Consider the following 15,042-nt stretch of genomic DNA (forward strand, 5'->3'; position numbering starts at 1 on the left):
GGATGCAGAGACCGACATCCGGAAATTTTTCATCGGGCCATGGAGATGGCGCCGAGGGAGCGGTTCGCTCCGGATGTGTGAAGGGTGGAAGGCACGGCAGGAGACGGCAACACAAGCTGAACGGCCTTGCCTGGGAAAAGACAGATTCAACAATTGCGATGGCTAGAAAAGGAGTCCCTGCATGTCATCTACATACATTTCGGTGGAAAAAGGCATCCAGACAGCGGGTGTCGGCAAGTTCCAATATCGGCTGTTCGTCATCTTCGGGCTGGTCTGGCTGGCCGATGCCATGCAGGTGCTGTCCATCGGTTTCAGCGCGCCGTCCATTGCCAAGACCTTCGGCAAGACCGTGCCCGAGGCGCTGCAGACCGGCACCTTCTTCTTCATCGGCATGCTGATCGGCGCCTTCGTCTTCGGCCGCCTGGCCGACCGCATCGGGCGCCGCCCGGTGCTGATGATGGCCGTGGTGATCGACGCCTTTGCGGGCGTGGCCTCGGCCTTTGCGCCCGAGTTCGCCTGGCTGCTGGTGCTGCGCTTCATCACCGGCATCGGCGTGGGCGGCACGCTGCCCGTGGACTACACCATGATGGCCGAGTTCCTGCCCAGTGACCGCCGCGGCCGCTGGCTGGTGCTGCTGGAATCGTTCTGGGCCGTGGGCACCATCTTCCTGGCCATCCTGGCGCTGGTGGCCGTGTCCTGGGGTGACGATGCCTGGCGCGTGATCTTCTTCGTGACCGGACTGCCGGCGCTGATCGGCGTGGTGCTGCGCTTCTACATCCCCGAGTCGCCCATGTTCCTCAACCGCAACGGCAAGTCCGAGGAGGCGCGCAAGGTGCTGCAGCGGGTGGCCAAGGTCAACGGCACCACCGCGGAAATCCCCGCTCTGCAGCCTGAAAAGCAGGAGCGCAAATCCATCCTCGCGCTGTTCAACGGCGACCTGCGCCGCCGCAGCCTCTCGCTGTTCCTGGCCTGGGCGCTGATCTCCATCGCCTACTACGGTGTCTTCGTCTACCTGCCTGTCAAGCTCAGCAGCGAGGGCTTCGCCTTCATGCGCGGCCAGGTCTTCCTGGTGGTGCTGGCCCTGGTGCAACTGCCCGGCTTTGCGCTGTCGGCCTATGGCGTGGAACGCTGGGGCCGCAAGCCCACGCTGATCGGCTTTTTGCTGCTCAGCGCCGTCGGCTGCATGTTCTACAGCCTGGGCTCGTCGCCCTTCGTGGTCATCGGCTCCACCCTGCTGATGAGCTTCTCGCTGCTGGGCACCTGGGGCGCGCTGTATGCCTTCACCCCCGAGGTCTACCCCACCGACCTGCGTGCCAGCGGCATGGGCATGGCCGGCGCCGTGGCGCGCTTCGGCGGCCTGTTCGCCCCGGCCATCATTGCGCCCATCATGGCCACCCACTTCACCCTGGCGCTGGCCGTGCTGTCCGCCATGCTGGTGGGTGGTGCCCTGTCGATCTGGGCCGTGGATGTGGAATCGCGCAACCGGGCGCTGGATTGACGCCGAGAAAGAACTTCGAATGGAAAAGGTCTGCGCAAGCAGGCCTTTTTTCATGGCTTCCCCAAATGAGGATCAGGCCTTTTTCGAAGGCAGGGCGTGCGGATTGTCCGATTTGCTGGAGAACTCCCATGGGCTGAAGATCCTGTGAGCTCAACCGGTCCATGCGACACAATGACTGCTCCTGGCGCAAGCAATTCGCTGCGCCATATCTCCAGCGGAGCCTTGTTCTCATGTCATTGAATGGCAGCTATCGCAGGCATGGCCTGGTCGCCACGGCAATCCTGGCTGTGCTCTGCCTTTCAGTGCTGGTCGCTCCCCGAGAGGCGATGGCCAACCAGGAAGAACCAGTGGTTTTGATCGGCTCGATCCATCGTTCGGTCGGAGAAGGGCAAACCATGGGCTGCGAGAAAATTACGCTGCGGCCCAAGGATGTCATTCGTTATTTCTCCACGGCAACCGAAGTTTCCTTCTCCACCTTCCACTATGAATCGATCATTCTGCCTTGCGCCTTCAGTGGGAAGCTGCGGCGCAATGGCGTGGTCTATGGGTGGAGCATCAATGCAGCAGGCGCCGGGTATCTCTATCCGGAAGATGGGCGTGAGAATCTGTTTTTTCTTTGCTACAGGTCGTGCGCAAAGGCACTGCCTGGGTTGATGGGGCTTTGACGGCGAGGGCCCAAGCCCTTTGAAATCGCCTGGCAGCCATCCTCATGAAAACAGGGGCTCTTCAATCCGCCTCGCCACCTTCCAGCATCTTCTTGAGCAAAAAATCCAGCGCCAGGCGCTCGGCCGGATTGAGCTTGCCGTAGGTGCTTTCGGTGATCTGCTTGGCGAAGGGCTCCATGTCGCGCACCAGGTCCTGGCCGGCCTCGGTGAGGTTAATGACGACCTTGCGGCGGTCGATGCGGTCATGGTCCACCTGCACCAGTTCGCGCTGCTTGAGCCGGTCCACCACGCCGCGGATGGTGGCTTGGTCGATCACGGTGGCCTTGACGATGTCGGCCAGCGAGCTGCCGCTGTTGTCGCGCACGGAGCACAGCACCACGAATTGCGCAGCCGTGAGCTGCGAGTCGGGAATGTATTGCTGGAAGAGTGCAGTGTGGCGCTGATAGACACGCCGCAGCAGGTGGCCGATCTGGTCTGAAAAATGATAGCCATCCTGTGGCGTCATGGCTGATGGCGGGTGGTTCATGGTGCGCGTGAGCTTATCAAAATTCACACCAAATACCGTGTGATTTGCGACAAGCCGGGCGCATTTGCCAAGTGGCGCAAACCCGCGCTGGCTGCGGCATCCGAACGGCCTGGTTTGGCAGGCGCAGCACTGCCCGGCAGCTCATTTGGGAATTGAATGGCGCAATCACCCGTTTGAATTTGACGGCTTGTCCAGCAGGGCTTGAAATGGGCATCAGAGACAAAGCGCCAGCGGACCGGACCGCGCCGCTCCCCACAACGAAAGCCAGCAGGGACACCCATGCCAGCCACACAAGGGAAGATCATTCCCATCGCCGTCCTCAATGCCGCTGTTGCCGGCAGCGCACTCGGCGCCCATGAGCGCGAGGCCGTCGAGCACGCCATTGCCGTCCATGCCCGGCGCCCCGGCCCCCTGATCGAGTTGCTGCACGCCGTGCAGGACATGCTGGGCCATATCCCCGAAGCCGCCGTGCCGCGCATCGCCGATGCGCTGAACCTCTCGCGTGCCGAGGTGCATGGCGTCATCTCCTACTACCCCCATTTCCGCAGCACGCCAGCGGGCCGCCATGTGCTGCAGGTCTGCCGCGCCGAGGCCTGCCAGTCGCGCGGTGCGGACGCGCTGCTGGCCCACGCAGGCCAGGCGCTGGGCTGCGGATCGAGTGGGCACGGGCATGGGCATGCAACCAGTGCCGATGGCGCCGTCACGCTGGAGCCGGTCTACTGCCTGGGCCTGTGCGCGTCATCGCCTGCCGTGATGCTCGATGGCCAGCCCCATGCGCATGTCTCGGCCAACGGCCTGGATGCACTCATCGCGCAATGCCGCCAGCCGGAGCAGGCCGGCGAGCCGGTGGCCCAGCCTGCGCATGCAGGGGCAGGGGCAGGGGCAGGCCCCGGCGTGCGCGTCTATGTGCCCCGCGATGCCGCCGCGCTGGCCGTGGGCGCTGACGCCGTGGCCGGCGCCCTGCAGCGCGAGTGCGCGGCGCGCGGCCTTCAGGTGCAGATCGTGCGCAACGGCTCGCGCGGCCTGCTGTGGCTGGAGACCCTGGTGGAAGTCGAGACGCCCGAAGGCCGCGTGGCCTACGGCCCGGTCACGGCCGATGCGGTGCCGGGCCTGATCGATGCCGGAATGCTGCAGGGCGGCAGCCATGCGCTGTGCCATGGACTGACCGAGGCCATTGCCTACCTGGCGCGCCAGGAGCGCCTGACCTTTGCGCGCGTGGGCGTCATCGATCCGCTGAACCTGGCCGACTATGCGGCCCATGGCGGTTGGCAGGGGCTGGAGCGCGCGGCGCGCATGGAGCCCGCAGCCATCGTGCAGGAGGTACTGGATTCGGGCCTGCGCGGCCGTGGCGGTGCGGCGTTTCCTGCCGGCATCAAGTGGAAGACCGTGGCCGCCGCAGCGGGGCCGCAAAAGTACATTGCCTGCAATGCCGACGAGGGCGACTCGGGCACCTTCGCCGACCGGCTGCTGATGGAGGGCGATCCCTACACGCTGATCGAAGGCATGGCCATCGCCGGCCTGGCCGTGGGCGCCACGCAGGGCCTGGTCTATGTGCGCAGCGAGTATCCGCATGCCATCGCCACCCTGCGCGAGGCCATTGCGCGTGCCGAGGCCGCAAGCTGGCTGGGCCGCGACGTGGCCGGCAGCGGGCGGGCCTTCCACATGGAGGTGCGCAAGGGCGCGGGCAGCTATGTCTGCGGCGAGGAAACGGCCATGCTGGAGAGCATCGAGGGCCGGCGCGGCATTGTGCGCGCCAAGCCGCCGCTGCCGGCCATCGAGGGGCTGTGGGGCCGGCCCACGGTGATCAACAACGTGATCACGCTGGCCACGGTGCCGCTGATCCTGGCGCGCGGCGCGGCCTTCTACCAGGGCTTCGGCATGGGCCGCTCGCGCGGCACCCTGCCGTTCCAGCTGGCCGGCAACATTGCGCGCGGCGGCCTGGTGGAAAAGGCCTTCGGCCTGAGCCTGCGCGAACTGATGGAAGACTTCGGCGGCGGCACGGCCACCGGCCGCGCCATCAAGGCCGTGCAGGTGGGCGGCCCGCTGGGCAGCTATGTGGCGCCGGCCGACTGGGATGCGCCACTGGACTACGAGGCCTATGCCGCCAAGGGCAACGTGGTGGGGCACGGCGGCATCGTCGTGCACGACGACACGGCCGACATGGCGCAGCTGGCGCGCTACGCCATGGAGTTCTGCGCCATCGAGTCCTGCGGCAAGTGCACGCCCTGCCGCATCGGCTCCACGCGCGGCGTGGAGGTCATCGACCGCATCGTGCGCGCCGGCACCGACCCTGCCGCCCACGCCGGCCAGGTGGCCCTGCTGGAAAGCCTGTGCGACACCATGCAGTACGGCTCCATGTGCGCCATGGGCGGGATGACGCCGTATCCCGTGCGCTCGGCGCTGAACCACTACCCCCAGGACTTCGGCATCGAGTCCACCACGGCCGCAGCGGCTGCCTGAACGGAGAACACCATGCTCGACCATTTGAAGCAAGCCGACTGGGGCACGCCCGTCAGCCCGTCCGAACGCCTGATCACCCTGGAGATCGACGGCCGCGAGGTCTGCGTTCCCGAGGGCACCTCGCTGATGCGCGCTGCCATGGAAGGCGGCGTCAGCGTGCCCAAGCTGTGCGCCACCGACAGCCTGGAGCCCTTCGGCTCCTGTCGCCTGTGCCTGGTGCAGATCGAAGGCCGCAAGGGATTTCCGGCCTCGTGCACCACGCCGGCCGAGCCGGGCATGAAGGTGCGCACGCAAAGCCCGCAACTGCAGGAGCTGCGCCGCGGCGTGATGGAGCTGTACATCTCCGACCATCCGCTGGACTGCCTGACCTGCAGCGCCAACGGCGACTGCGAACTGCAGGACATGGCCGGCACGGTGGGCCTGCGCGAGGTGCGCTACGGCTTCGACGGCGCCAACCATTTCAAGGGCCAGGCGCGCGCCGAGGTCGATGTCTCCAACCCGTACTTCAGCTACGACCCCAGCAAGTGCATCGTCTGCAACCGCTGCGTGCGCGCCTGCGAGGAGACGCAGGGCACCTTTGCGCTGACCATCTCGGGCCGGGGGTTCGAGTCGCGCGTCACGGCGGGGCAGGGCGGCAGCTTCATGGACAGCGACTGCGTCAGCTGCGGCGCCTGCGTGCAGGCCTGCCCCACGGCCACGCTGCAGGAAAAGACCGTGACCGAGCTGGGCCAGGCCGGGCACAGCGCCATCACCACCTGCGCCTACTGCGGCGTGGGCTGCGGCTTCAAGGCCGAGATGAAGGGCGAGCAGGTCGTGCGCATGGTGCCCTGGAAGGACGGCCAGGCCAACGAGGGCCATGCCTGCGTCAAGGGCCGCTTTGCCTGGGGCTATGCCACGCACAAGGACCGAATCACCCGGCCCATGGTCCGCACGAAGATCACCGACCCCTGGCGCGAAGTGAGCTGGGAAGAGGCCATTGCCCACACGGCAAGCGAGTTCCGCCGCATCCAGGCGAAGCACGGCAAGGACTCGATTGGCGGCATCACCTCCTCGCGCTGCACCAACGAAGAGGCCTACCTGGTGCAAAAGCTGGTGCGCACGGCCTTCGGCAACAACAACGTCGATACCTGCGCGCGCGTGTGCCACTCGCCCACGGGCTATGGCCTGGGCCAGACCTATGGCACCTCGGCCGGCACGCAGACCTTCAAGTCCATCGAGCACACGGACGTGGTCATGGTCATCGGCGCCAATCCCACGGCCGCGCACCCGGTGTTCGGCTCACGCATGAAAAAGCGCCTGCGCGGCGACGGCCGGCGTGCGGGCGCCAAGCTCATCGTCATCGACCCGCGCGAGATCGAGCTCGTCAAGTCGCCCCACATCCGCGCCGACTACCACCTGCAACTGCGGCCTGGCACCAACGTGGCCATGATCACCTCGCTGGCCCATGTCATCGTCACCGAAGGCTGGCTGGCCGAGGACTACATCGCCGAGCGCTGCGATGCCAAGTCCTTTGCCCAGTGGAAGGAATTCGTGGCCCGGCCCGAGAACTCGCCCGAGGCCATGGCCGAGGTCACCGGGGTCGCTCCCGAACTCGTGCGCGGCGCCGCGCGCCTGTATGCGCTGGGTGCCGAGGACCACGCGGCGGGCACTCCCGTCAACGCGGCCATCTACTACGGCCTGGGCGTGACCGAGCATGCGCAGGGCTCGACCATGGTCATGGGCATCGCCAACCTGGCCATGGCCACGGGCAACGTGGGCCGCGAGGGCGTGGGCGTGAACCCGCTGCGCGGCCAGAACAATGTGCAGGGCTCCTGCGACATGGGTTCCTTCCCGCACGAGCTGCCCGGCTACCGCCACATCTCGGACAGCACGGTGCGCGCCGAGTTCGAGGGGGCCTGGGGCGTGGCGCTCAGCCCCGAGCCCGGGCTGCGCATTCCCAACATGTTCGAGGCGGCCCTGGCCGGCAGCTTCATGGGCCTGTACTGCGAGGGCGAGGACATCGTGCAGTCCGACCCCAACACCCAGCATGTGACGGCCGCGCTCTCGGCCATGGAATGCGTGGTGGTGCAGGACATCTTCCTCAACGAAACCGCCAAGTACGCCCATGTCTTCCTGCCGGGTGCTTCCTTCCTCGAAAAGGACGGCACCTTCACCAATGCCGAGCGCCGCATCTCGCGCGTGCGCAAGGTCATGGCGCCGCTGGCCGGCCATGCCGATTGGGAGGTCACCCAGCTGCTGGCCAATGCGCTGGGCTACGCCATGCACTACACGCACCCGAGCGAGATCATGGCCGAGATCGCCGCGCTCACGCCCAGCTTTGCAGGCGTGAACTACGACAAGATCGACCGGCTGGGCAGCGTGCAATGGCCCTGCAATGACAGCACCGAAGAGGCCGGCACTTCCATCATGCACAGGGACCGCTTCGTGCGCGGCAAGGGCCGCTTCATCATCACCCAGTACGTGGCCACCGACGAGAAGGTCACCCAGCGCTTTCCGCTGCTGCTGACCACGGGCCGCATCCTGTCGCAGTACAACGTGGGCGCCCAGACCCGGCGCACGCACAACAGCCACTGGCACAGCGAGGACCGGCTGGAAATCCATCCGCATGACGCCGAGGACCGCGGCATACGCGACGGAGACTGGGTCGGCATCGCCAGCCGCGCGGGCGAGACCGTGCTGCGCGCCACCGTCACCGAGCGCATACAGCCCGGCGTGGTCTACACCACCTTCCACTTTCCCGAATCGGGCGCCAACGTCATTACCACCGACAGCTCGGACTGGGCCACCAACTGCCCCGAATACAAGGTCACGGCCGTGCAGGTGCTGCCCGTCCCCCAGCACGCCCAGCCGTCCGACTGGCAGCGCGGCTTTGCGCGCATGCACGAAGAGCAGATCGGCCTGTTGCAAGCCGCGCAGGCCGCGCAGGCAGGCAGCATGGCCGTGGCGGGAGGCAAGTGATGGACAGCGCGAACCTGGTCCGCATGGCCAACCGCATCGGCGAGTTCTTCGAGGCCATGCCCGAGCGCGACGAGGCCCTGCAGGGCATTGCCGAACACATCCGCAAATTCTGGGAGCCCCGCATGCGCGCCGAACTGGCCCGCGTGCTGGCCAGCCCCGACGAGGCCCAGGCGCTCAAGCCCATCGTGCGCGAGGCGCTGGTGCTGCATCCGCTGACCTTGCCGTCGGCGGCGCAGGCTTAGCCAAAGCACTTCTTCTTCGCCATCTCCCGCGCCAGCTCCACAAAGCCGGCAGCCGCCGGCGACAGCCGCTCCATGCTGCGCACGGCCAGGCCGGTGACGCGGCGCTGGCGGGGCGAGAGGCTGCGGTAGACCATGCCTTCAGGCGCCTGCTCGGGCACGGCCAGGCGTGCGGCAATCGCAATGGCGTGGCCCTGGGCCACGAAGCCCTGCATGGAGGACATCTGCTCGAAGTGGTAGATGGCCGCAGGCTGGGCACCGGCCTCGGCCAGGAAGCGGTCGATGTGCGCGCCCGACCCGGCCGAGGTGCGCACAAAGGCCTCGCCCTGCAGGTCGGCGGCGCGGATGCTGCGCTGGGCCGCCAGCCGGTGCGATGCGGGCAGCAGCGCCACCAGTTCGTCTTCCACCAGGGGTACGGTCTCGAAGCGCTCGTCGGGCAGCACGACGAAGCCGATCTCCACGCGCCGCTCCAGCAGCCACTTGACCACGGTGTCGTCGTTTTGCTCGTCGATCTGCACCAGCACGGCGGGCTGGCGGCGCCGGTATTCGGTGATCAGCGGGGGCAGCAGACGCAGCGAAGATGTGGCGCCGAACGAGGCCACGCGCAGCGTGCCGCGCGCCATGCCGCGCTCGGCATCGGCCTCCTGCCGCAAGGCCTCCTTTTGCTGGAGGATGTCGTTGGCGCGCTGCAGCAGCCGCGTGCCTGCGTCGGTCAGCGGGGAGTGAGGGCCTTCGCGCCGCACCAACTGCACCTGCAGCTCGCCTTCCAGCGCGCGCAGGGCATGGCTGACGGCGCTCTGGGTAATGCCCAGCAGCGCTGCCGCGCGCGAGAAACTGCCGGCGCGGGCCAGCGCCGCGAACACTTCGAGCTGGGTGAAGGTCATGGGATCACAGTGTTTGGGTCATGAACATTCGCTCATTTGTCTATGAATCGATATGAGCACATAGTACGCGCCATGAATTTTCAACGCTTCTTCGGTCCCCACCTGCGGCTTGTCGGCATGGCCCTGCTGTGGGGCGCTTCCTGGCCTGCGGGCCGCGTGGTGGCACAGAACATGCCGCCGCTGGCAGCCGCCAGCCTGCGCTTCCTGCTGGCCGCCGCCGTGCTGCTGCCGTGGCTGTACTGGGCCGGTGGCATGGCCGGTCTCAGGCACTGGAGTGCCAAACGCTGGCTGGGCATGGCGGCCGCTGGCGCCACGGGCGTGTTCGGCTATGCGGCCTTCTTCCTCATGGGGCTGCAGCATGTGCCGGCCGGCAAGGCGGCCCTGGTGATCACGCTCAACCCCGTGCTCACGCTGGCGCTGGCGGTCTGGCTGTTCGGCGAGCGGCTCAACCGCACCATTGCCCTGGGCATGGCGCTGGCGGCCTGCGGCGCCGTGGTGGTGATCTCGCATGGCCAGCCGCTGGCGCTGCTGCAGGGATCGGTGGGCGCCGGCGAGCTGCTGATCCTGGGCTGCGTGGTGTGTTGGGTGACCTACACCCTGATCGGCCGCTGGCTGCTCACGGGTGTCGATGCGCTGTCGGCCACGGCCGTGACCTCGACCATGGGCGCGGCCATGCTGCTGGTGGCCAGTCTGGTGGTGGAAGGGCCGGCCGGCCTGCAGGCTGCCGTGCTTGGCAACGCAACCGCCTGGGGTGCGCTGGCCTTCCTGGCCTTCGGCGCCACGGCGCTTGCCTATGCCTGGTACTTCGACGGCGTCAAGGCGCTGGGCGCGGGCGCGGCCTCTGGCTACATCACCCTGGTGCCCGTGATCGGCGTGGCGCTGTCGGCGCTGTGGTTGGGCGAGAGCATCGATGTCAGCATCATGCTGGGCGGCGGCATGGCCGTGGCCGGCACGGCGCTGATGAACTGGGGGCGCAGGCCTGCGGCTGCGGTGCACGTGGTTGCCAAGCGCACCGCAGTCCAGAGCTGAACGGACTCCGTCCGGTTCAATCCAGCGAGGCGCCCGAGGTGCGCACGCGTTCGCCCTGCACCTGGTAGTCGCGCGCCAGGAAGTCGCGGTATTCGGCGGGGCTGGAGGCCACGGCCACGTAAGAGAACGCGTCCACCTGGGTCTTGCGGAATTCGGGCTCCAGCAGCACGCGGCGCACATCGGCGGCGATCTTCTCCACCAGGGGCGCCGGCGTTCCAGCCGGTGCCAGCAGGCCGATGTTGAAGACAGCCTGGATGTCGCGCACGCCGGCTTCCTTGAAGGTGGGCACATCCGGCAGGGCGATGCTGCGTGTCTCCGAGGACACTGCCAGGGCCTTGAGCTTGCCCGACTTGATGTGCTGCTCGATCACCGACACGCCCAGCACCGCTGCGTCGATCTGGCCGGCGATGACTTCGGGGATCAGCGGTGCAGCGCCCTTGTAGGGCACGTGCACCATCTCCAGCCCTTCCTGCTTGGCGAACATGGCCAGCGGCAGGTGCACGATGCCGCCCGCGCCCGATGAGCCATAGGTCAGCGGTTTGGTCTTGCCTGCCTGGCGTGCCTGAGCGATGAACTCCTGCAGCGTGCCGGCCTTGGAGCTCTGGGGCACGAAGAAGACCATGGGCACGCTGATCAGGCGGGAGATGGGGGCGAAGTCCTTTTGCGGGTTGTAGGGCAGCTTCCTGTACAGGTGCGGGTTCATGGTCAGCGACGCTTCGGTCGCGGCGAACAGCGTGTAGCCGTCGGGTGCGCTCTTGGCCACGTACTCGGCCCCGATGATCTCGTTGGCGCCTGTGCGGTTGAGGATGACCACGGGCTGCGACCAGACCTTGTTCAGGCGCGTGGCCAGCGCGCGTGCCAGGTTGTCCACGGGGCCGCCGGCCGCGTAGGGCACTACGATGTTCACCGGCTTGGAAGGAAAGGCTGCCGGAGCCTGGGCGTGGCCCAGGGCGGGCACGAGGGCCACGGTGGCGGTCAGCAGGGTTGCGGCGATGCGATGCAGGCTGGACATGGTGTGGGAAGCGGGTACGGTGAAGCAGGCCGCACTCCAAGGGGCGGCCTGCTGTGGAACGGAAGAATCGAAAAAATGGCAGGCCGGAAGGCCGCGGAAGGTGGAGGCGCCTCAGGCGCGCACACGCTCCATGCGTGTCAGCGGCAAGGACTCGCCTTCGCTGACTGCGGGCTGCAGCACGAAGTCGAAGCGCGTGCGGACGAAAGGCGCGTTCACGCCCAGCGACTCATAGCCGGCCGGCGCCACGCCGCGCTCCAGCTCGACGATCAGGCCGTCGCGCGTGGCGAAGGCGAAGTCGTCGTCCAGGTAGGTATCGCCGGGCAGGTTGACCTGGGTGGTCAGCGTGCGCATGCCGGGTGCAACCACGAGGAAGTGGATGTGGGCGGGACGATGGCCGTGGCGTCCCAGCGCGTCGAACAGCTCCGAGGTGGGGCTGTTCGGCGGTATGGAGTAGCCGGGCGGCACATAGCTGCGAAAGCGGTAGCGGCCCTGGTCGTCGGTTTCTATGCGGCGGCGCAGCTCGTAGGGCTTCATGCCCGGGAAGAAGTGTGAGTAGCCGCCCTGGACATTGGCATGCCAGACATCGATGAGCGCATGCGGCAGAGGCTGGCCGTCAAGATCCAGCACCCGTCCTTCCATCACGAAGACCTCGCCCTGGGGTTCGCCCTCGTCCAGGCGCGCCTCGGCTTGCGACAGCGGTGCGCCGGCCACGAACAGCGGGCCTTCGATGGCGCGCGGCGTGCCGCCCGCACGACCGGCACGCGCATCGGCCTCGTCGCTGCGGATGTCCAGCAGCCGGTCGAAGCCCAGGCCTGCCGTGATCAGGCCCAGCTGGCCGCTGCTCCCAAGGCGGCCCAGCCAGTCCACGGCGGCCCAGAACTCGTCGGGCGTGACATCCATCTCGTCGATGGTGTGGAACAGATCGCTGACGATGCGCTGGGTCAGCGCCCGCACGCGGTCGCTGCCAGGGGCGATCTGCTTGCTGTTGACCAGATTCAGCAGCTGGTCCTGGGACAGTTCGGACATGTTTGTCTCCTCGTGGTTTTATGGGATGTCCTGGAAAAGAGAAGCGCTCAATCCATGCTGATGTTGCGCTCCGTGATCACCTTGGTCCAGCGCACGGACTCGGCCTGCAGGTGCTTTGCCGCTTCCTCGGGCGTGGAGCCCACGACTTCGGCGCCGATGGCCTTGAAGCGTTCGAGCACGTCGGGCTGCTTCATCTCTGCCACGAAGACCTGGTTGAGCTTCTTGACGATGGCCGGCGGCGTGCTGGCGGGCATGAAGACGGCGAACCAGGGCGAGACCTCGTAGCCCTTGATGCCGGCCTCTTCCATGGTGGGCACGTCGGGCATGCTGGACGAGCGCTTGGCCGTGGTCACGGCCAGGGCGCGCAGCTTGCCCGACTGGATGTGCGGGCGCGCCGAGGTGATGGAGTCGAACATGTAGTTGACCTGTCCACCCAGCAGGTCGGAGACGGCCGGGCCCGATCCCTTGTAGGGGATGTGCAGGATGTCCACGCCGGCCAGCGAGTTGAACACTTCGCCCGCCAGGTGGATGGAGGTGCCGTTGCCAGCCGAGGCATAGGTCAGCTTGCCGGGCGAGGCCTTGGCGGCGGCCATCACGTCGGCCACGCTCTTGACGTTGGGCTGGGTGGAGTTGGTGACCAGGATGTTGGGCACCACGGCCAGCACGCCCACGGGGGCGAAGTCCTTGATCGGGTCGTAGCTGAGCTTGCGGTACAGCGGCTTGTTGGTGGCCATGCCGATGGAGGTGATCATCAGCGTGTAGCCGTCGCCGGGCTGCTTGGCCACGAAGTCGGCGCCGATGTTGCCGCCGGCACCGGGACGGTTCTCGACCACGAAGGGCTGGCCCAGCGTGCGGCCGGCCTTCTCGCCCAGGGTGCGCGCGATGGCGTCCATGGCGCCGCCCGGCGGGAAGGGCACGATCCAGCGGATGGGCTTGCTGGGCCAGTTGGCCTCGGGTGCCTGCGCATGGGCGGCGGGCATCACGGCGGACAGGCACAGGCCTGCGGCTGCGGCGGTCAGAAAACGGCGTTTCACATTCACTTCAGTTGTCTCCGAAAAATTTGGTCTTGGTTTGGGCTGTGCTCAGGCGATGGCCGACGGATGCCGGGCCAGCGGCGTGACCTGGATGTCCATGTAGGGGAACAGCGGCAGGCCCTGCAGCAGCTCGTGCAGCTCGTCGTTGGAGGCCACGTCGAACACGCTGTAGTTGGCGTACTCGCCCACCACGCGCCAGATGTGGGGCCAGCGGCCGTCGTGCTGCAGCTGCTGGGAATAGGCCTTCTCGCGGGCCTTGATCTCGGCTGCCACGTCGGCGGGCAGGTCGTGGGGGATCTTCACGTCCATGCGGACCAGATAAAGCATGTTTGTCTCCAGGAGGAATGAAAGGAATTCAGGTCGCAGCCCCGGTCCGGGCCTGCCCCATGTCGAAGTGCTGCGGCTGGCTGCCGGCCAGCGCGCGGTCGAAACGCGCGAGTTGCTGCAGGTCGATCTCCACGCCCAGGCCCGGCCCGTCGGGCAGTTGCAGCTCGAAGTCGCGGATGGCCATGCGCTCGGTGACGATGTCGTCCACCAGCAGCTGGGGGCCGAACAGCTCGCAGTTGTAGTGCTGCCCGCCCAGCGTGGCAAAGACATGGGCCGAGGCGGCCGAGCCGATCGAGGTCTCCAGCATGGTGCCGCCGTACCAGCCGATGTCGGCCGCCTGGGCGATGGCTGCCACCTTGCGCGTGCGCAGCAGGCCGCCGTGCTTGGCCACCTTGAGCGAGAACACATGGCTGGCCTGCTCGCGCGCCAGGCGCATGGCGTCGTAGGGCGTGCACACGCTCTCGTCGGCCATGACCAGTGCACCCTGCAGCGTGGCCGTCAGCTCGCGCAGCGCGGGCACGTTCCAGCCGGCCACGGGCTGCTCGATCAGGGTCACGCCGGCATCGATCAGCTGCGGCAGAAAGCGCCGCGCCGTGGCGCCGTCCCAGGCCTGGTTGACGTCCACGGTCAGCGTGGCGCGGCCCTGCAGGCCGCGTGCGATCTCGCTCACATGGGCCACGTCGGCCTCGGGCGTGCGCGCGCCGATCTTCATCTTGAAGATGCGGTGGCGCTTTTGTTCCAGGCGCAGATGGGCCTCGGCCAGGTCGCGCTCGATGTCGCCGCTGGCCAGCGTCCAGGCCAGGGGCAGGCTGTCGCGCTGCTTGCCGCCCAGCAATTGCCACAGCGGCAACTGCAGGCTGCGGGCCACGGCGTCCATCAGCGCGATCTCGACGGCGCTCTTGGCAAAGGCATTGCCCTTGCAGGCCAGGTCCATGCGCGAGAGGCAGGCCTCGAAGCGCGCGCCGTCCTGGCCGATCAGGCTGGGCGCCAGGTGGTTGGTGATGGCGTGGTGGATGCTCTCGGGCGATTCCTCGTTCCACGACGGGCCGCCGATGGTGGCGGCCTCGCCAAAGCCCGTGGCGCCATTGCGCAGCCACAGCTGCACGATCACCGGGCTTTGCCGGCTGATGGAGCCGAACGACAGCTTGTGCGGACGGATGGTGGGAATGTCGAGGATCCGCGCCTCGATGCGCTCGATCAGGAAACGGTCTTGCATGCCACAAGCGTAGTGGCATGTATTGCACTGTTCCAGTGAATTATTTTCCAGGAATTGTTCGATGAAATCGATGAATTGAGTGCGTGCGGCAATCCGTCGTGCCGACGGTGTGCCGTCACTCTAGATGCTGCCGGGCCGGTGGGATGTGGCAGGCTGCACTGGAGCGCT

Annotated in this window: 13 protein-coding genes; 6 read left to right on the forward strand and 7 right to left on the reverse strand. The window is 67.2% G+C overall.

Going from position 1 to position 15,042, the window contains the following annotated elements; translation table 11 throughout:
• The first annotated feature begins 181 nt into the window (after window positions 1–181).
• Both KDK82_RS22905 and KDK82_RS22910 read left to right on the forward strand, forming a co-directional pair.
• Window positions 182–1,498, forward strand: a complete 1,317-nt coding sequence (locus tag KDK82_RS22905; protein WP_012203781.1) for an MFS transporter — start codon at window positions 182–184, stop codon at window positions 1,496–1,498.
• Window positions 1,499–1,728: 230 nt separating this feature from the next.
• The gene (locus tag KDK82_RS22910) at window positions 1,729–2,163 is read left to right on the forward strand and encodes a hypothetical protein (protein ID WP_088166264.1); all 435 of its coding nucleotides are present in this window, start codon (window positions 1,729–1,731) and stop codon (window positions 2,161–2,163) included.
• Between the two features lie 61 nt (window positions 2,164–2,224).
• Here the strand turns inward: KDK82_RS22910 and KDK82_RS22915 are convergent, their stop codons facing one another.
• On the reverse strand, window positions 2,225–2,668 hold the full coding sequence (locus KDK82_RS22915; RefSeq protein ID WP_016449026.1) for a MarR family winged helix-turn-helix transcriptional regulator: 444 nt from the start codon (window positions 2,666–2,668) through the stop codon (window positions 2,225–2,227).
• A 300-nt stretch (window positions 2,669–2,968) separates the two neighbouring features.
• Here KDK82_RS22915 and KDK82_RS22920 point away from each other — a divergent pair, with 300 nt between their 5' ends.
• The 3 genes from KDK82_RS22920 to KDK82_RS22930 are packed head-to-tail and all read left to right on the forward strand — an operon-like array spanning window position 2,969 to window position 8,349.
• Window positions 2,969–5,149 carry a formate dehydrogenase subunit gamma gene (locus tag KDK82_RS22920; protein ID WP_088166265.1) on the forward strand — a complete coding sequence of 727 codons (2,181 nt, stop codon included), beginning with the start codon at window positions 2,969–2,971 and terminating at the stop codon, window positions 5,147–5,149.
• 12 nt (window positions 5,150–5,161) lie between these two features.
• Window positions 5,162–8,107, forward strand: coding sequence for a formate dehydrogenase subunit alpha (gene fdhF / locus KDK82_RS22925; RefSeq protein WP_088166266.1), 2,946 nt, complete (start codon window positions 5,162–5,164; stop codon window positions 8,105–8,107).
• Entirely contained in the window at window positions 8,107–8,349 is a 243-nt protein-coding gene (locus KDK82_RS22930; protein WP_013803888.1) for a formate dehydrogenase subunit delta, read from the forward strand. Before fdhF ends, KDK82_RS22930 begins: the two co-directional genes overlap by 1 nt.
• Here the strand turns inward: KDK82_RS22930 and KDK82_RS22935 are convergent.
• Window positions 8,346–9,230, reverse strand: a complete 885-nt coding sequence (locus KDK82_RS22935; RefSeq protein WP_046239768.1) for a LysR family transcriptional regulator — start codon at window positions 9,228–9,230, stop codon at window positions 8,346–8,348. The genes KDK82_RS22930 and KDK82_RS22935 overlap by 4 nt on opposite strands.
• Before the next feature lie 72 nt (window positions 9,231–9,302).
• Here KDK82_RS22935 and KDK82_RS22940 point away from each other — a divergent pair, with 72 nt between their 5' ends.
• Window positions 9,303–10,259 (forward strand): DMT family transporter, encoded by a 957-nt coding sequence (locus KDK82_RS22940; protein WP_088166267.1) that lies wholly within the window; start codon window positions 9,303–9,305, stop codon window positions 10,257–10,259.
• A gap of 16 nt (window positions 10,260–10,275) precedes the next feature.
• Here the strand turns inward: KDK82_RS22940 and KDK82_RS22945 are convergent, their stop codons facing one another.
• The 5 genes from KDK82_RS22945 to KDK82_RS22965 all read right to left on the reverse strand — a co-directional run bounded on the left by KDK82_RS22945 (window position 10,276) and on the right by KDK82_RS22965 (window position 14,874).
• Window positions 10,276–11,271 (reverse strand): tripartite tricarboxylate transporter substrate binding protein, encoded by a 996-nt coding sequence (locus tag KDK82_RS22945; protein ID WP_012203791.1) that lies wholly within the window; start codon window positions 11,269–11,271, stop codon window positions 10,276–10,278.
• Between the two features lie 111 nt (window positions 11,272–11,382).
• Window positions 11,383–12,297 (reverse strand): dioxygenase, encoded by a 915-nt coding sequence (locus KDK82_RS22950; RefSeq protein WP_071954526.1) that lies wholly within the window; start codon window positions 12,295–12,297, stop codon window positions 11,383–11,385.
• 47 nt (window positions 12,298–12,344) lie between these two features.
• A complete protein-coding gene (locus KDK82_RS22955) occupies window positions 12,345–13,337 on the reverse strand; it encodes a tripartite tricarboxylate transporter substrate binding protein (RefSeq protein WP_088166268.1) in 993 nt (330 codons plus the stop codon).
• Between the two features lie 42 nt (window positions 13,338–13,379).
• Entirely contained in the window at window positions 13,380–13,658 is a 279-nt protein-coding gene (gene catC / locus KDK82_RS22960; RefSeq protein ID WP_012203794.1) for a muconolactone Delta-isomerase, read from the reverse strand.
• A gap of 28 nt (window positions 13,659–13,686) precedes the next feature.
• Window positions 13,687–14,874, reverse strand: coding sequence for a muconate cycloisomerase family protein (locus KDK82_RS22965; protein ID WP_012203795.1), 1,188 nt, complete (start codon window positions 14,872–14,874; stop codon window positions 13,687–13,689).
• Window positions 14,875–15,042: the final 168 nt, after the last annotated feature.

This window comes from Delftia sp. K82 (assembly GCF_002193035.1).
GTDB lineage: Bacteria > Pseudomonadota > Gammaproteobacteria > Burkholderiales > Burkholderiaceae_C > Comamonas > Comamonas acidovorans.